Here is a 16760-nt window from a genome sequence, read left to right on the forward strand (position 1 = left end):
GGAGCGCCTCGGATGCCGGTGGACCGCCGGGCGCGTGGGACACGCCGGGCGTTCGGGTGAATCGTGCGGCTCTGCATCGGTTACCGACTGGTTGCGAGGAAGGCGGTTTTCAGCAGTGTGCCGCCTACCGATCGATCGGAGTTTGCATGAACCGCCGGATAATATCCGTGAGCCGCGTGGGTGCGGCCGTGCTGATGGCCGCCGGCCTCGCCCTTGCAGCCGCGCCCGCCGCTGTCGCGGGCGGCGACAGCGAGTTCAACGAAAAAGAGTTCCTCGCCATGACCGTCGACCATCACTTCGGCGGCGTCCACATGGCCGAGATGTGTGTGGACAAGGCAACGCGGGCGGATCTCAAGGGCCTCTGCGTGGAGATCAAGGACACGCAGTCCCAGGAGATCACCACGATGCGTTCGTGGCTGAAGGCCTGGTACGGCACCGATGAGACGCCGAGCGTGCCGCACGAGGCCATGCCGATGATGCACGAGCTTTCGGGCCTGTCGGGCCGGGCCTTCGACGTAAAGCTCTCCCGGCACTTCGCCCAGCACCACCGCGAGTTCCTGCCTGAGGCGGATGAGTGCCGCAAGCACGCCAAGCACAACGAGTTGCGCGACTTGTGCGACACGATGCACAAGACCCAGACGGAGGAGATCGGCAAGTTCGAGGCGGTCATCGCCGGTAAGCCGATCACCGTCGACACCGGCAACGGTGGCCTGGCCACCGCCGGCTCGCAAGGCGTCGGCGGAGCCGGGTGGCTGGCCGCCGGTGGCGTGGCCGCGGCGCTGGGTACCGCCGCCCTGGGTCGGCGCCTGCGCCGCCAGTGACCGGCGGGCGCGCCGGGCACACCCTGTGGGCGCTGGCCACACTGTCGCTCTGGGTCGTCGCATTGGCGGCCGCCAGCGTCCCGGCGCGCTCTGCCGTCACCGCTGGGGCGGCATCGCTCTTGCCGGTGCCGCCCCAGCGGTCCGCTGCCCACACGACCTCGGCGGCGGGTCGGGTGCCGGTACGCCTGACTCTGCTCCGAGTGGGTCTGGATGCGGCGGTGGTGCCTGTCGCGGCGGGGGCCGATGGGCGCCTGGCGGTGCCCGGTGACGGCAAGGCGGCCGGCTGGTGGGAGGACACCGCCTCGCCGGGCAGCCGACAGGGCAGCACCGTCATCGCCGGGCACCTCGACACCTTGCGCGGGGCCGCCGTCTTCGCACCGCTGACCCGGGCCAAGCCGGGTGACCGGGTCACGGTCACCACCACGGCCGCCAGAGTGGGCTACCGGGTTCGGGCGGTCACTGTGCGCCGCGGCGCGGCACTGCCGGGCGAGTTCATCACTGTCAGCGGGCCGCCCCGGCTGGTGCTGGTCACCTGCACCGGGCCCTACCGCCAAGGCAGCGGCTACCGCGACCGCCTCTACGTCGACGCCGCCCCGACCCCGCCGATTGGCAAGCGGAAGCCTTCTGAGGGTCAAGCCCCCTTTCCGAAGACGAGCACCTCCGTGGAGGCGACGCCCATGGGCGCCAGGAAGCTGGCCTCCAGGGTGCAGCCGAGGGTCGCGAAGAGGTCCACGCATGTCCGGCGAGGCATGGCGGCTGGGTAGGAGTCGTGCCCCGCGCCGCCCTGCGTCGCCCAGGTGCGTACCGCGGCCGGGTCCAGGCAGGTCTCTGTCATCACGTCGAAGACGATCCGACCGCCGGGTCGCGTGACCCGCGCCATCTCGAAGAAGTAGCGGGAGGCGCAGAGGAAGGTCACGGTGTTGAAGACCTTGTGGGCCTGAACAAGGTCGATGGTGCCGTCCGGTGTCGGGGCGAGACTGCATCCTGCGGTCGGCTGGGCGACCACACCGAATGTGTCCACCAGGTAGTTGGCCCAGGGCGCTGCCGTCTCGTAGATCTCGTAGCGGTCTGGTGAACACTCCTTCAGCGTCTTCTCCAGGTACCGTCCGGACCCGGGACCGATCTCCAGCACCGTGTCCGGGTTGGCAGCGAAGACGCCGAGATCGCGTAGTTCATCGATGGTGTGCTGGGTGGCTCCAGGCGTCCCGTTCATGACCTCGTCGATGTGGTCACCGACCGACAGACCGGACGCCCGTGCAGCCCGCATCGTTGCCTCAAACGGGATGAAGTCGTCGACGCCACCCAGGTTGTTGGTACTGGGCACGATGTCGAATCCAGCACGTCCCAAGAGCCGCTTGACCCCCGACTTCAATACTGACGTTCTCCTGACCGCTGCCCTCATCAGGCATCCCCCCAGGTCGTCTCCACCCGTGGTGTCACCAGGCGCCCGACCGCCGGGCGCACCTCTTTCGCACCCCGGGCTCCCCATCACCCATCAAGGGAACGCCACCCTACTAAATTACTTAGCACTTCGAGCTACTGTTTCCCCATGACCGATCCGCACGCCCCGGGGCTGCCCTCAGCGCCGTGCCAGATACCTCTGCATGGCACGGTGCAGGGTCTTGTTGACGGCACCCTCAAGTGGCAGCTCCCATTCACCGAGCGTCTCGACGACCTGGCCTCCGGTTCCGAGCTTCCAGCGCATCAGGCCGTACGACCGCTCCTGCGGATCGAGTACGTCGGGCACGCCCCGCATGTCGTACACCTGGGCACCCAGCGCGTGCGCGTCGCGGAGCATCCGCCACTGCAGGGCGTTGCTCGGCCGCACCTCGCGGCGGTGGTCCGCGGACGCTCCCGTCTGGTACCAGGCCCGGCGCCCCGCCACGATCAGCGTGTGCGCGGCGAGCACCTCCCCGTCGTGCCACGCCAGGTACAGCCGCATGCGGCCGGGTTCCTCGGCGTTGAGCTCCCGGTACTGGCGCTGGAAGTAGTCGAGCGAGCGTCCGAGCCGGAATCCGTCGCGCTGCTCGGTGAGCTGCAGCAGCCGGTAGAACTCCGGCAGATAGTCGGCCGTACCGACGCAGGGCTCGACGTCGGCCTTCGCCGCCTTCTTTATGTTGCGCCGCCACTCCTGGTTCAGCCCCGCCCACAGGTCGTCGAGGCTGCGGCCGGCCAGCGGCACCTCGAAGAGGTAGCGGGGCTGTGCGTCGCCGGAACTCCCCTCCTCGCCGCAGCGCTGCCACCCGGCCGCCCGCAGCCGGTCCGCGACAGCGGCGCCGACCGGGTCGACGAGGTCCGGCAGCACATCGCCGACGCGGCGCCCCGGACCGACCGCCGCCTTGAGGGTCGCGGCATCCCAGCGGCGGTACGGCAGCGGCGGCCCCATCCGCACCGCGAAGGCGCCGGCCGACCGCAGATGGTCCAGCAGCGGCTGAAGCAGGTGCGGCAGCCGCGGGTCCGCCCAGTCCAGCACCGGCCCTTCCGGCAGGTAGGCGAAGTACCGGCGTGTTCCGGGCAGTGGCCGGTACAGCACCTGGGCCGCGCCGTATTGGCGTCCCGAGCTGTCGAACCAGCCGAGCCGTTCCGCCTTCCAGCCCGCCTTCACCGCGGCCCAGGACGGGTACTGCAGGAAGCTCGTCTGTCCGGTCAGAGAGTCCAGATATCCCAGGTGCCGCTCGGGGGTCGTGGTCAGCACCTCGTGGCTGCGGGTGTGTGTGGCTTCGGACATCTGCGCCTCTGTCACGGCCATGTGGCAGGTCTCCTCGATCCGTTCCGTGCTCCTCCGCCGGGAGGGCGGCGGGACACACCCGCCTGTCTCTTGCACGCCTGGCGGCCCCGGCCTGTGGCGGGGAATTTCACCGAGCTGCTCGACCCGCGGGGAGGACACACGGCGTGACGGCTCAGGAACAGGAGGAAGCCGCCTCCGGATCGATTCCGAAGTCCCGTTCGACGCCCCGGTTGCGCGGCGGGGCCGTGATGATGCTGGGCTCCCTGGCGTCGCGGGCCACCGGCTTCGTCCGCGGCGCGGTCGTGGTCGCCGCACTGGGTACGGCACTGCTCGGCGACGCCTACAACGTCGCCAACACCGTGCCGAACATCGTCTACATCCTGCTGATCGGCGGGGCGCTGAACTCGGTGTTCGTGCCGGAGCTGGTGCGAGCCGCGAAGGAGCATGCGGACGGCGGGGCCGCGTACACCGACCGGCTGCTCACGCTGTGCCTGGCCGCCCTGACCGCGATCACGACGCTCGCTGTCCTGGCCGCGCCCTGGGTGGTCTCCGCGTACACCGACTACACGGGCGCCCAGCGCGACCTCACCGTGGCGCTCGCCCGCTACTGCCTGCCGCAGATCTTCTTCTACGGCGTGTTCACCGTGCTCGGTCAGGTCCTCAACGCCCGTGACCGGTTCGGGGCGATGATGTGGACCCCGGTGCTCAACAACGTCGCCGTTATCGCGGTGTTCGGGCTGTATCTGGTGATCGCCCGTACCGCGACCACAGCGGGCGAGGTCACGGACAGCCAACTGCTCCTGCTCGGCCTGGGCAGCACGGCGGGCATCGCCGTCCAGGCGCTGGCACTGCTGCCGTCGCTGCGAGCGGCCGGTTTCCGGTGGCGGCCGCGCTTCGACTGGCGCGGATCGGGGCTCGGGCGGCCGGTCCGAGCCGCCGTATGGACCCTTCTGCTGGTCCTGGTCAACCAGGTCGCGTACTGGGTGGTGACCCGGCTGTCCACCTCCGCCGGGGTGCGCGCCGTCGCCGAGGGCGTCACGGAGGGCGTCGGCTACACCGCGTACAGCAGCGCCTATCAGCTGTGGGTGGTGCCGCAGGGCATCATCACCGTCTCCCTGGTCACCGCGCTGCTGCCGCGGATGAGCCGGGCCGCCACGGACGGCGACCTGGCGCAGGTGGCCGCGGGACTCTCCCGGACCCTGCGTACGACGGCGGTGGCGATCGTGCCCGCCGTGTTCCTCTTCCTGGTGCTGGCGCCCCAACTCGCCGGTCTCGCTTACCAGTACGGGCAGGTGAGCGACGCCGATGCCCGGGCGATCGGCTGGGTGCTGGCGGCGTTCGCGCCGGGGCTGGCGGCCTTCTCCGCGCAGTACGTGCTCTCCCGCGGCTTCTACGCACTCGGCGACACCCGCACGCCGTTCCTGCTGACCCTGGTCATCGCCGGTGTCAACGCGGGGCTGTCCGTGGTCTCGTACGTCCTGCTGCCCGCGCGCTGGGCGGTCACCGGCATCGCGGCCGCGTACGCGATCGCCTGTACGGCGGGCCTGTGCTGCACCGCGCTCGTGCTGCGACGCAGGCTGGGCCATCCCCTGGAGCGGGTGCTCGGCACGCACCTGCGTCTCGCCGTCGTCTGCCTGCCGGGCGCCGCCCTGGCGTACGCGGTGAGCGGCTGGTTCACGGACCGGCTGGGTGACGGTCTCGCGGGGGACGCGTCGGGCCTCGTCCTCGGCGCCGCCGTCATCAGCCTGTCGGCCGTGGTGTTGGCGGGCCCGCTGCGCATCCCCGAGGTCGGTGAGCTCGTTGCGCCACTGGCCCGGCGTTTCGGAGCGAGTGGCCGTCGCAGGAGGGGGCGATGACGGACAGCCAGGGGCAACCACCGGACGCACGCCGGGACTTCGAACGCTTCTACGCCGCGAGCGTCAAGCGGCTCGTCACCGTCGTGTACGCCGTGACAGGCGACCTCGGCGAGGCGGAAGACGCGGTCCAGGATGCCTACGCCAAGGCCTGGACACGCTGGGAGCAGCTCGTCGCGGAAGGGGATCCGACGCCGTGGGTGCGCACGGTCGCCCTGCGCCTGGCGGTCAGCTCCTGGCGCAGGACCCGCAACCGGATCCGCGCCCACTTCCGGCACGGTCCACCACCCGACCTGCCCGGCCTCGCACCCGACCACGTCGCCCTGGTCGCCGCACTGCGGCACCTCAACCCCGAACAACGGCGCGCGGTGGTGCTGCACCACCTCCTCGACCTCCCGGTGGAGGAAGTCGCCCGCCAGACCGGGTCAACGAGCACGGCGGTACGCTCACGGCTCATGCGGGCCCGCCGCATCCTCAGCACCCATCTCACCGACTCGCCGGACACGCCGACGGCCCGAACAGGCCATACGGCGACCACCGCACAACCCCGGCAGGAGGTCCTCCCCCATGAGTGACGAAACCCGCCGCCCCCCGCAGGACGACCTCGGCACCCTGCTCCACGACTTCGCCGACGACGCCGAGCCCCTGATCAGCGTCAGCGGGGGTGTCACGGACGTGCACGAGCGGGTTCGCCGCCACCGGACCCGCCGCCGGCTGGCGGTCACCACGGCGGGCTGCGCCGCCCTGCTCTCCCTCGGCCTCTGGGGCCTCCCGCCTCTGCTCGACGGCGTATCCGCCGACCGTCCCGAGCGGACCCGCCCCGGTCTGGTCTCGGCCGCCTCGATCCTGCCCGCACCGGAGAGCGGTGGCGGCCTCCCGCGTACGGATCTGCTGTCCCCCTCCGCGCTGCCCTGGAACGCCGGCTATCGCTGGCACGCCACGGCCACAGGCGACGGCGCCACCACTCCTCTGCCCACCGGCGGGACAGGTGACTGCGCTCTGCAGTGGTTCGACGGGACCAGCGCCGAGGACCAGATCGCCCGGACGTACAGCGGAGACAGCGACACGACGGCACAGCACCGCATCGCGGCGTACCCGGACAACTCCGCCGCCCAGCACGCCGTAAGACAGCTGGCCGAAGCCCTCCACCGGTGCGGCTGGCACGAGACCCGAAGTCCCGAAACACAGGACCACAACTCGACGGCGCCCGCCCTCTACGAATACGTCCTGACGCACGGGGCGGAAGCCCCGCTGCGCGTGGCACTGGTCCAGTCCGACCACCGGGTCGCCGCCCTCGTACTCGCCACCCCGCAGGCCGACGATCACGCACACGCCGATCCCCGGACAGAGCACTGCCTGGAACAGACCGTGAACTCCGCGCAACCGCACACCCCTTCGCCGCCGTCGACGGGGCATTGCTGAGCCACGGCCTCAGGGCGTGCCGTGCGGGGTGTCACGCCTTCGGGCCGTGTCCGCCCCGCGTGAGAGCCAACACCAGTTCGTCGGCGAACCGGCCAGGGTGAGTCACGTGGCCGAGGCGGCCGCCCGGCAGATCGATCACGTCCCGGCCGAGCCTGAGCCGAGGGTGCGGCCTCGTCCGGACTCGCTATGATCACGCCGTGCTCACGGACCGGACGGCCACAGCCCTGCCGCGAGCCCGTACGCGGGCTCCGCAGCTGACCCGTCTCGCGTGGCTCGCGATGCTGTTGTTGAGCTTGCTGTTCGCGCACGGCGAGAGTGCCGCAGGGCACCTCGAGGCAGGCGTCTCCGCATCGCTTCCCGTCCATGACGCGGAGCCCTCCGCCGATCACGATCACCGCCAGCACGAGGACGGCGAGTCCGAGGACTCCGCGCACAACAACTGCGCACCCGGCCAGCCGGATGACGCGCTTCCTGTGCCATCCCCCGGCACGTCACCAGCGGTCGACCACTGCGATCTGTCGCCGCACTCCTGCACACGTGCCGTCATCGCCGACTCGGACACCCGATCTCCGGGCGCGACAACCGTGTTGCGCATTTAGACGGACGCAGGCGGACGGGGCTCATCCCCCTGCCGGGCGAAGTGCCGCCCACCTGCGTCCATGCCTGCGTCTGCACCAACTCCTTGAAGGGCTTCGCGCACCCCGCCCCGGCTGGGTGGCGACGCGCCACGCCCTCAGCCGAGCGCCTGCTGCCTCAGCCCTGGTCTGCTTCCACGGGCCGCATGGCCCGTTCCCGAAAACTCCGAGCCGCCGAAAGGCCTTCTGTCTTGTCCCTTGTCACTGATCGCCCCGCACAGCCCGCACCCTCCGCACCTCAGCCGCCCCCTGATGGCGGTCGAGCCGCCGCCCGCCGCGGGCGTGGACGTCGCCGCGCCCGCAAGCCGGCTCCGCTCGCGGGCCGCTACATCGGATACGTGCTGTATTTCGTCGGGGCGGGTCTCATCAGCGGCGCCGTGGTACACCACCCGCTGGATCCGGCCCGGTACACGAAGATCGCCGTCATCGGTGTTCTGGTGTTCCTGGTCGCGACGTTGGTCAACGAGTTCCTGCTCGCCGCCAGCCGGCCGGCGCTGCCGCGCGCGATACTCGTCATCGCGGCGTCACTGCTGCTCTCGTTCGGCATCGGCATGCTCAGCGGCGGCCTGCAGCACTTCGAGGACTTCCCCGAGCGGGGTGCCATGCTCGTCCCCCTGGGGATCACGGTCTCGTTCATCGCCTTCGTACTCAAGGACCCGGAGTCCTCCTGGCGCCGCATCTTCGGCCCCCTGGGGCTCGCCGTCCTCCTCACCGCGACCGTCAGCTTCTTCGGTCTGCGCACCATCGCCGACGGGCTCGGTGAAGCTTCCGGCGAGAGCGGACACAGCCACGGCGAGGGTACGGCGGAGGAACCGGACGAGCACGGAGCCGGGCAGGAGTCCTCCGCACCCTCCTCCGAGCCCGCGGCACCGGAGACGGCCGCCTCGACCGAGGCGGAGTCCGCTCACGCGGAGGACGGCCACAGCCACTGAGACCGACGGCGACAGAATCAACCATCTACTAAGCCACTTAGCTCAAATCGGGTAACGTGGGCGCCGCACCCCCGCACGGGTGTGAACCGGAGAGGGGAAATGACCGGATACAGCGGCGCCTACACCCCGCACAGCATCACCGGGACCATCCAAGTCGCATCAGACACCAAGGAGGACCAGAGCGGGCTTGCCTCATGGACCTCCGCCGCCAGCATCATCGCAATGGTGCTGGTCATCGCCCTGGTGTTGTTCCTGACGATAGAGCTGGCATGGAGGGAGCGGCGACAGCGCAGCCGGGAAGAGCGGACGGAACCAGTCTCTGAACCCGACCCCCACACCCCCCACATGGGTGAAACCCCACCGTAACCACAGGGCACGCCGAGCACGGCTAATGAACGCCTCGTCCTGGGAGCCGCCGGGGCGTTGCTGCGCGAGGCGGTCAGCCGACTCCGCGCGCGGTGGCTGAACCTCCGGGCCGGTGGACCGCCGTCGTGGCCGCCCTCGCCCTGCTCGCCGCGCTGGAGGCCAACCAGCAGGCGCACGCCGACCTGCTGCGCTCCGGACCAGGCAGCACGCCGTCCGCCTGGCTGCTGCTGTCCATCACACTGCCGCTGGGCGCGGTCGTGGTGCTCCTGGTGCTGCTGGTCCGACGGGCCGGTCACGCACCTCGCCCTCCGAACACGCTCTCCTGTACGGATAGTCCACAGGGCTGAGGCGGCGGTGAGCAACGTGGCCACGGCCGCGGGCGCGTTGACGCGCCAGGGGACTGCCTCGTTTCCGTTACGGCTCGGCGGCCACGTGCCCCGGGCAGTCAGAGCTTGGCCAGAAGCGTGGTCAGGCTATTGACCTCGTCCTCCTGCATGGTGGCCATCATCTCGGCCTGCTGCTTCACAGTCGCGTTGCGACCGTTCTTCTGCTCGTCACGGCTCATCTCGATCTCGCCGTTACGGTGCTCGATCATCGCCTTCACGAACGCGCGGTCGAAGGCGCCCCCCTTGGCGGCCTTGAGCTTCTCCATGTCGGCATCCGACATCGAGCCGGACATCGTCATGTCGCTGCCGTCGTCACCACCCATGTCCATGCCGCCCATGTCGCCCTCGTCGGCGGACTCCGGCCGGTTCCAGTACCTCAGCCACCCTCGCACGGCGGCGAGTTCGGCCTCCTCGTCGGTCCTGGTCCTGCTCGCCAGATCCTTGACCTCCTGGTTCGAGGCGCGGGCGAGGGGCAGGCCGGACATCTCCACGAGCTGCGAGCAGTGGGCGATCATGCCCTGTGCGTAGGCCACGTCCGCGTCGTTGAACGCACCCGGCGCGCTCGTCGGCATGGCCATCGCGCCCTCCTGGCCGGCCATGGAGGCGGACTGCGAACCGGACGTGCCGTCGCCCATGTCCATGCCGCCCATGCCACCGCCGCACGCGCTGAGGAGCACGGCTCCCGCGGAGACACCGGCAAGGACAAGGAGACGACGGGACTTACGCGATCGGTCGGAAAGATGCGTCATGAGTGTTTTCACCTCGGTGTGGCGGAAGGAAGCAGGGACCCGGAAGCCACGTCTTGGACCCTGGTCACAACGTGAGCACATGCCAGCGGCGTCCCGGCGGACCGGCTCCACACTGCTGGCCGGTCTCCCTCGCTCACCTGGCCGGGGTCGACTGCCCCGCTGTCGACGGACTGCCAGCGGACGGACTTGCGGTGGGCCCCTTGAAGGGCTTGGAGGGGTACCCGGTGTCGAAGTGCATGTAGTCGGGCACCTTGATGTCCTGCCAGACCCATCCCTCCTCGATGAACGCCCGCCAGACCGGACCGTCTTTGAGGATCTTGCCCTTCCCCTCGGTGCGCGCGGCGTACTTGGCGCTCGGCGACCACTTCTTGGTCCGCATGTTGATCCACGGGTTCTCGTACGGGTTGATGTCGATCGCGCGGCCGTTGGCGTGCGGGGACTCCCTGAACGGGGCGTTGATCTGGTCGGGGCGCCGGCAGTTGAACGCGGAGGTGTTGTCGTCGGCCAGGCTGGCGTCGAGGTCGCCGTTGTAGACCTCCATCGGCTGCATACGGCGGATGGGGAAGCCTTCCTCGAACAGCCGCGTGAAGATGCGGACGAGACTGGCCGTCACGTCGGCGTTGACCACGAGGACGCCGCGGTGCACCTTGCCGTCGAAGCCCACGTAGTTCATCTCCACGCGGCGCAGCTGGCCGCGAACGTCGGGACAGCCCTTGCGCCACAGCCCCGCCGCCGTCATGCGGGACCACTGAGCGTCCGTGATCTCCTTGATGACGGCGTCCAGGGAGGGAGTGGGAGAAGGGGAAGGAGCCGTGCTGGGAGACGAAGAGGGCCGCAGCGAGGTCCCGCCGGAGCTGCTGTCACCCGGCGACGGGGCGACCCCTGCCGCCGACGAGGACGAGCATCCGCTGGCCAGAAGCGCCGTCATGGAGAGCAGCGCCAAGCCGCCGAGGGTGAGTTTCCGGCGCCGCCGGCGGGCGGATGGCGTCGTGTCCCTGCGCGGGTGGTGGAGACGGGCCATGTCGCGTGTGCGCTCCGCCTCCGGTGCGTTGCTGGTCAAGCAGGATCTCCTGGAGTGCTTCCGGGAGGGCGTGCCGCGCACGGCCGCGATCCCGGTACGGGAATGTTCTGGTCGGTCCCGGGTGAAGGGGCCGGTGCCTCAGCTCTGCCGTGGCGCCGGGATCCCGTTCAGCCCGTTCAGCGGGAAGTCGTAGGTGAGGAGTCGACGGCCGTCGGGGGTACGGGTCTCTCCCTGACGCAGCCAGCCGAGCCACTCGTAGTACGGTCCCGCCCCGCCTTCGGCGACGGTGACGAGAGTGACACGCGCGCAGTCCGCATCGGCGGCGTCCTCGACGAACCGCGCGATCAGGGCGGCCCCGATGCCACGGGAGCGGGCGTGTTCGGCCACGACGACATGGGCCAGCACCGCGGTGACGCCGGAAGGAGCACCGGCGGGAGCCTGCCGGGCCGCCCGGTGCGGTATCAGCTTGCGGCAGTAGCGCGCCAGTCGCGTACGGATGAAGTGCACCGCGAGGCGGGGGCGCACACACAGGCTGCCCAGGGCGCGCAGCAGCAGTCCGCGCCCGTGGTCGCGCAGCACGTGGCGGCGGTGCGCCGCCGGGTCGGTCACACCGACGAGGAAGCCCACCGGCTGCCCGCCGGTCTCCGCCGTGTAGGCACGTGCGTCGGGACTGGTGAGGTAGGCCCGGTTGTACGCGGCCAGGAACCTCGGCCCGAGGCGGGCGAAGAAGCCCTCTGGAAAGTGCCCCAGGTGCTCGGCGACCACGAACGGGAGGTCGTCAGGCTCCATGAGCCGGATCCGGACGCCGCCGTGCTCCGGCAGGCGGCCGTCTCTCATCACCGGAATCGGGGGCCCGGCGGGGATCTGGGCTGCGGCGAGTCGGGCAGGGCTCGGGTAGGCGGCTGAGCGCATATCGGCGTCCACGAAGCAGAAATTACTATACTTCTTAGAAACTTAGTAGTTCGGTGTTTCCCTGGGGTGGCTGGAACGGTCACCCGGCCCCCACAAGGCAGATCGCTGTCAGCGGCATGGACGGCGCAGGACGCCGGCGCCCCCGAAGAAGGGGCCACAAAACGGCCGTCCGACGAGCTCGATACGGAGATCATGGGCGTGGTGCGGCGAGGCAGGGAGTCCGTCACCTCTTGCTCCCCCCACCGGCAAGGAGATGTCGGCCGTATCTCTCGCCGCCCCCGGCCCTCATGGTGGTGCCGAAGGCCGACCTCGTGGCGCGGGCGCGGCGCACGCGCTACGGCCCGGCATGTGCGGTCTCGCCGGCCGCGCCATGGCGCTGATCCGGCAGCCGGCGACCGCAGAGCGCCAGGCCCGGCCGCCCTTCCGGCCCGGGCGTACGCCACCGAGGCCGGCGCTCGTCACCCGTCGGTGGCTTCGTCGCAGGTGACTTCGTCGCGAGGCACGTACCGCGTCTTGAAGGTCTCCCGCTCGACTTCCTTGCCACCGTCCTTGAAGACCCGGTCGACCGCGACGTCGAAGCCCTCGAGCGGGGTCTGCGGCACGCACTTCTCCCCGGATGCTCCCTCGCGGGTTGCCGGCTCCTTCACGTTGGTACGCGGGCCCTTGACCGCTTCGACCGCGTCGTACTTCTTGGTGCCCAGGAAGGTGACGGTGATGGAGGAGTCCGTGGCCCGCGCGTCGATGTAGACGGCGTTGCCCGAGTCGTTCCTGAACTTCAGGTCGAGGCTGCCCCAGGCCACCGTCGCCTCCCGGCCCTCCGGGTAGCGCTCGATGTAGAACGAGTGCGCTCCGTACTCCACCGGCTTGACGCCGGCGAAGAAGAGGGCGTTGAAGGTGGTGGTGGCGACGGCTGAGACGCCGCCTCCGGCCGCCTTCTCGAACTGGTCGTTGTTGATGATGATGCCCTCGACGAACCCGTTGGCCTCGGTCCGCTCGCCCACCGTGCGGTTGAAGCTCCAGGTCTCGTCCGGCAGCACGACCGACCCGTTGATCAGTTCCGCGGCGCGGCCGATGTTCGTGACGCGGTACGGCGCGGGCTCGAAGTTGACCGTGAAGGTCGACATCTGCTCCTTGATGCCCAGGCGGCTGACATTGTCACGGGTCAGCTTGGGCTCCACCGTCTCGGTGTCCACCGCCCCGGTGCGGGCCGCCCCGGTCTCGGTCAGCAGCGGCAGTACGGCCTTCTGGAGCGCCTTGGCCGTGACCTCCTGCCCGGCCTTGCCGTCCGAGGCCACCACCACCCGCCCGCCCTCCAGGCGCAGCTTCGCGTTGACCGCCTCGTCGGTGGCCTGCGCGAGCGGACTTGCCAGCGCCGGATCGGCCAGGAGCCCCTTGCCGTCAAGTGCGGGTGTCAGCCGCTTCTCCCCGTCCGGCTTCATGGTGAGGTGCTTGCCGAGCGTCGCCGGGCTGATCTCGATCTCCCGGCCGCCCGCGGTGAGCGTGACCGGCGCCGACATCGCCGGGGTGGCGAACTCCTCCATGGCGCGGTTCACTTCCGCCGCGCCGACCCGCGGTTCGGTCGTGCGGACCGGCAGCCGCACCGGCTCCTTCCCCTGGCCCGGGACCGCCGAAGCGAGAGCCTCGACCGCGCCGTCCACGTCCAGGGACCGCCCGGTGACCGATTGCGTCGGCACCGCCTTGCCCGCATGGAAGGTGACGGCGCCCTCCCGTGCCTTCCGGTCGTACGTCTTCGCCTCCTCGGCCAGTGACGCGCGGGCTTTCTCCGCCTCCACGCGGATCACCGGCTCGACCTCGCGGTTCCCGCTCGTGAACAGGCGGCCGATCACGGTGAACGGGTCGGACCCGGCTTGCGCGGCACGGGCGACGGTCTCCTCACTGTCCAGAGATATGCCGGACACGTGAGCGGTGCCCTCACTGTCGCCGAGGCGGACCTTCACCGCCTCCGACCAGGCCCCGCCCAGAGCGCTGTCCAGCTTCTCCCGCGCCTGCGAGCGGCTCAGCCCTCCGATGTCCACACCGCTCACCCGGGTGCCCGCGGGCACATCTTCACTGGCGGCCAGCAGGCCCACCAGATACAGCCCGCCGAAACCGACACCCGCCGCCCCCGCCACGAGCGCGGCACGGTGGCCTATTCGGCGACGGCCGGCCGACGTGGTGTCCGCGGTCGGTGTGGTGTCGGCGGGCTCGCCGACAAGGGATGAGCGCAGCACTGGTTCTCCTCGTCTGTGACGGTCGCGTGGCGCAGGCAGGGCTCGCGCAGCGCAGCGGGCCGCATGCCGGGTGATGTCATGAGCATTTTTGTGGTGCTTCCGTAAGCTCCGTCACCGGTCCCTCGCGCTGTGACTGAGCCGCCCGTCGGGGCGGCAGTTCGCCACGCGCACGGCCTCGTGCGGCAGCGGCAGGCCCTGCCACCGGTTTTGCCGAGTGGAGACCCTGACGGCGAGAGTCGTGCGACATGCGCCGGCTACGACGACTTCTGCCTCGCCGCCGACGCGGAGCGGGACACCGCACGGCACTGTCCTTCAAGGCCGGCGGTCGCTGTCGCGAACGCCGAGGATGGCGGCGTCGCCGTTCCGACGCGCCGCCGGCCCGGTGTAGCTCGACTGGCCGAGACACACCTTATCTGCTATCTGACTAAGTCACTTAGTTTTCGGATGGATCATCCGGCACGAGGCTGACAGCCATGGGCCGGATCCTGGGTTCTCATCCCCTGTGGCTCAGCGACCACGATCAGCCATGCCCGCTCCGAAGCCGGCGAAGGACTGGTGTACTGACCCAACGAGACCGCCACCTGGGGACCGGCCACCATCGGGTCCGCCGACGTGTCGGCTGCTGCCCAGTAGCACCGGTTCGCCGACGTCCGTCGCTCTCCCGTGATTCTTCTTGGTCTCGCGGCTGAGAGCGTGGTGGTCGCGCGCCGTGGGCCTCGGCCGGCAGCGGCAGGGCGTCGTGGAGCAGACGGACCACGTCGGCGAGGTCGTCGCGCTCGGACCGGCACGCGGGGCAGTGGGTGAGGTGGGCCTGTACCGGCACGTCCTCCCCGGGCTCCAGCGCCCCGATCACATACGCCCCGAGCCACTCGCGGATCTCGTCGCATCCCGCCGCGGGATTCGCCATGCACCCTCACCCCCTCCTGCCCCATCCGGTGCTTCGGTCGGCGGCGGTGGACGTACCGGCCCTGTGGGTCTTGCCTCCCGTACCTACGAGCCGGTCTGCCACCGCCCCGTCCGCCCGCTCGCACACGGTCACCTCCATCATGAAGCCGTCGGGGCGCCGTCGCGGAAGTCGGACGGCACTGCCCCGTCCACACGGGCCGCGAGGGCCGGTGCGCAGTCGCGCATGCTCTGCCGGGCGACCAGGAGCAGGGACAGCGTGCTTCCGGTCTCGTCGTCGATCGGGAAGCGGGCGTCGGGGTAGCGCCGGGAGAAGTCGATGATCGTGTCGATGTCCCGGGTGAGGGACGTCTGCTTACCGCCTTCGCCCTTGGCGCGGCATCTGGCGTCGATGTCGTGGAGGGCCTCGTGGACAGGACGCACCTGTGCGGCGGGCGGGGTGACGGAGGCAGCAGTGGCGCTCGGTGCCGCGGTGGCGGCCGGCCCGCTTCCGCCGCCGGACCCCTCCCGCAGGGCGGCCACTGCCGCGGCGGCCAGGGCGAGCACCACAGCGGCGGCCACCGCCGACAGCAGCAGGCCAGGCCTGCGGCGGGGCGGCTGACCGACGGGGCCGGCTACGCCGGGGGCGGTGCCGCGGCGGGCGTCCTGCCCGTCGTGCGGTGTCGTCACGAGGTGACCTTCCACGTGGTACCGCCGTCGGTACTGCGGTAGGTGCGGGCGTTCTGGCCGTCCAGCGCCCCCGCGTACAGGGTGCTGCCGGTGGCGTCGTAGCCGACCGCGCTGGTGCCCTCGGGCAGGTCGGCCTGCTTCCAGGTCCTGCCGCCGTCGCTGCTCAGCTGGGCGCCGTCCATGCCGACGGCGAGGATCTGGTCGATGTCCTTGGGGTTCCAGGCGGCGGCCATCGCGCTCATCGGGCCGCCCAGCTCCTTCCAGGTCTTCCCGCCGTCGCTGCTGGTCTGCAGTCCGCTGGACATGTCGGGGGCGATCAGCCGCTGCGGATCGTCCGGGTCGACGAGGATGGTGCCCATGAAGGAGCGGCCCGCCTCGGCGTTGACTGTCTTCCACGTCTTGCCGCCGTCGGTGGAGGCGAGCAGGCCGGACTCGGGGGAGGCGATGTAGGCCCTGTCACCGGCGGCACCGATCGCGTGTGCGTCGCTGACCGCGCCCGCGCCGGTCACCTTGGCGAACGTGGCTCCGCCGTCGGTCGACCGGTACAGCCCGGGGTGCCCGCCCACCAGTACGGCGTCCGACGTCGACGCCCACCCCATGGGATCCGCCCCGCGCAGCGAGGGCACCTCCTGCCAGGTGCGGCCGCCGTTGCCGGAGACGGCGGCCGCCGCGTGCCCGCCCACGAAGAGCCGGCTGCCGACCACCGACACGGTGTGCAGGTCCCCGCCCACGAAGGGCTCCGTCGCCGACCCGGTGGACGTGCCGCCGCCACCGCGCGTGGCCAGGACGATCCCGCCCGCCGCGACCGCGGCCACGGCCAGAGCCGCACCGCCCCAGCGCAGCCGCCGCGCCCGCTGCTCGGCGCGCCGTGCCTCGGCAGCCCTTTCGGCGGCCTGCGCCCGGCGCCTTTCGGCCTTGGTGGCTCCCGCCGGCGGCTTCGCCTTGCGGGATGGTGTGGAGGTCATGAGCGTGCTTCCTTCGGATGGGGGTCGTGACGGAGGGGCGCCGGAACGGACATCCCAGGCGGTCCGTGCACCGCGTGCCCATTCGTGATCACCGGCGACCGCCGGTCGCAACCGATGCTACTTAGGACATTAAAAATTGAGAGACGGCCCGAGGGGAGCGCCCGCCT

At 70.7% G+C, this 16760-nt stretch carries 17 protein-coding genes and 1 pseudogene; 9 read left to right on the forward strand and 9 right to left on the reverse strand.

The genetic code is table 11. The features are described 5' to 3' along the window. Nucleotides 1-146 precede the first annotated feature (146 nt). Both IG90_RS40560 and IG90_RS47000 read left to right on the forward strand, forming a co-directional pair. Nucleotides 147-821: a DUF305 domain-containing protein gene (locus IG90_RS40560; RefSeq protein ID WP_078585148.1), complete on the forward strand. Its 675-nt coding sequence runs from the start codon at nucleotides 147-149 to the stop codon at nucleotides 819-821. A gap of 200 nt (nucleotides 822-1021) precedes the next feature. Continuing rightward, nucleotides 1022-1405: pseudogene (locus IG90_RS47000) on the forward strand (class F sortase); the annotation flags it as partial. A 47-nt stretch (nucleotides 1406-1452) separates the two neighbouring features. Here the strand turns inward: IG90_RS47000 and IG90_RS0102120 are convergent. Both IG90_RS0102120 and IG90_RS0102125 read right to left on the reverse strand, forming a co-directional pair. Then, a complete protein-coding gene (locus IG90_RS0102120; RefSeq protein ID WP_030576530.1) occupies nucleotides 1453-2223 on the reverse strand; it encodes a methyltransferase domain-containing protein in 771 nt (256 codons plus the stop codon). Nucleotides 2224-2400: 177 nt separating this feature from the next. Beyond that, nucleotides 2401-3570, reverse strand: a complete 1170-nt coding sequence (locus IG90_RS0102125) for a lipid II:glycine glycyltransferase FemX (protein WP_106972886.1) — start codon at nucleotides 3568-3570, stop codon at nucleotides 2401-2403. 143 nt (nucleotides 3571-3713) lie between these two features. On the opposite strand from IG90_RS0102125, the gene murJ reads away from it, so the two are divergent. From murJ to IG90_RS0102160, 7 genes are all read left to right on the forward strand, one after another. After that, nucleotides 3714-5405, forward strand: coding sequence for a murein biosynthesis integral membrane protein MurJ (gene murJ, locus IG90_RS0102130; RefSeq protein ID WP_030576536.1), 1692 nt, complete (start codon nucleotides 3714-3716; stop codon nucleotides 5403-5405). Further along, entirely contained in the window at nucleotides 5402-5977 is a 576-nt protein-coding gene (locus IG90_RS0102135; RefSeq protein WP_030576539.1) for a SigE family RNA polymerase sigma factor, read from the forward strand. Before murJ ends, IG90_RS0102135 begins: the two co-directional genes overlap by 4 nt. After that, nucleotides 5970-6824 carry a hypothetical protein gene (locus IG90_RS0102140; RefSeq protein ID WP_030576542.1) on the forward strand — a complete coding sequence of 285 codons (855 nt, stop codon included), beginning with the start codon at nucleotides 5970-5972 and terminating at the stop codon, nucleotides 6822-6824. Before IG90_RS0102135 ends, IG90_RS0102140 begins: the two co-directional genes overlap by 8 nt. Before the next feature lie 197 nt (nucleotides 6825-7021). Next, entirely contained in the window at nucleotides 7022-7423 is a 402-nt protein-coding gene (locus IG90_RS0102145) for a hypothetical protein (RefSeq protein WP_030576544.1), read from the forward strand. Nucleotides 7424-7797: 374 nt separating this feature from the next. Further along, complete coding sequence (locus IG90_RS0102150; protein WP_030576547.1) at nucleotides 7798-8391, forward strand: hypothetical protein; 594 nt, start codon at nucleotides 7798-7800, stop codon at nucleotides 8389-8391. Between the two features lie 99 nt (nucleotides 8392-8490). After that, entirely contained in the window at nucleotides 8491-8757 is a 267-nt protein-coding gene (locus IG90_RS0102155) for a hypothetical protein (protein ID WP_030576550.1), read from the forward strand. A gap of 92 nt (nucleotides 8758-8849) precedes the next feature. Then, nucleotides 8850-9104: a hypothetical protein gene (locus IG90_RS0102160; protein WP_157846274.1), complete on the forward strand. Its 255-nt coding sequence runs from the start codon at nucleotides 8850-8852 to the stop codon at nucleotides 9102-9104. A gap of 98 nt (nucleotides 9105-9202) precedes the next feature. On the opposite strand, the gene IG90_RS0102165 is transcribed toward IG90_RS0102160, so the two are convergent. The 7 genes from IG90_RS0102165 to IG90_RS0102190 form a co-directional block, all read right to left on the reverse strand. After that, entirely contained in the window at nucleotides 9203-9892 is a 690-nt protein-coding gene (locus IG90_RS0102165; RefSeq protein ID WP_030576557.1) for a DUF305 domain-containing protein, read from the reverse strand. A gap of 133 nt (nucleotides 9893-10025) precedes the next feature. Beyond that, a complete protein-coding gene (locus IG90_RS0102170; RefSeq protein ID WP_233435875.1) occupies nucleotides 10026-10952 on the reverse strand; it encodes a M15 family metallopeptidase in 927 nt (308 codons plus the stop codon). Between the two features lie 99 nt (nucleotides 10953-11051). Then, nucleotides 11052-11750 (reverse strand): GNAT family N-acetyltransferase, encoded by a 699-nt coding sequence (locus IG90_RS0102175; RefSeq protein WP_051859918.1) that lies wholly within the window; start codon nucleotides 11748-11750, stop codon nucleotides 11052-11054. A 533-nt stretch (nucleotides 11751-12283) separates the two neighbouring features. Beyond that, nucleotides 12284-14056: a VanW family protein gene (locus IG90_RS0102180; RefSeq protein ID WP_033893521.1), complete on the reverse strand. Its 1773-nt coding sequence runs from the start codon at nucleotides 14054-14056 to the stop codon at nucleotides 12284-12286. A gap of 520 nt (nucleotides 14057-14576) precedes the next feature. Next, a complete protein-coding gene (locus IG90_RS47005) occupies nucleotides 14577-14963 on the reverse strand; it encodes a zf-HC2 domain-containing protein (protein WP_078585151.1) in 387 nt (128 codons plus the stop codon). Between the two features lie 137 nt (nucleotides 14964-15100). Continuing rightward, complete coding sequence (locus IG90_RS0102185) at nucleotides 15101-15628, reverse strand: hypothetical protein (protein WP_030576568.1); 528 nt, start codon at nucleotides 15626-15628, stop codon at nucleotides 15101-15103. Then, nucleotides 15625-16593 (reverse strand): WD40/YVTN/BNR-like repeat-containing protein, encoded by a 969-nt coding sequence (locus tag IG90_RS0102190; protein WP_030576570.1) that lies wholly within the window; start codon nucleotides 16591-16593, stop codon nucleotides 15625-15627. Before IG90_RS0102190 ends, IG90_RS0102185 begins: the two co-directional genes overlap by 4 nt. Nucleotides 16594-16760: the final 167 nt, after the last annotated feature.

It is taken from the genome of Streptomyces anulatus (assembly GCF_000721175.1).
Lineage (GTDB): Bacteria > Actinomycetota > Actinomycetes > Streptomycetales > Streptomycetaceae > Streptomyces > Streptomyces anulatus_C.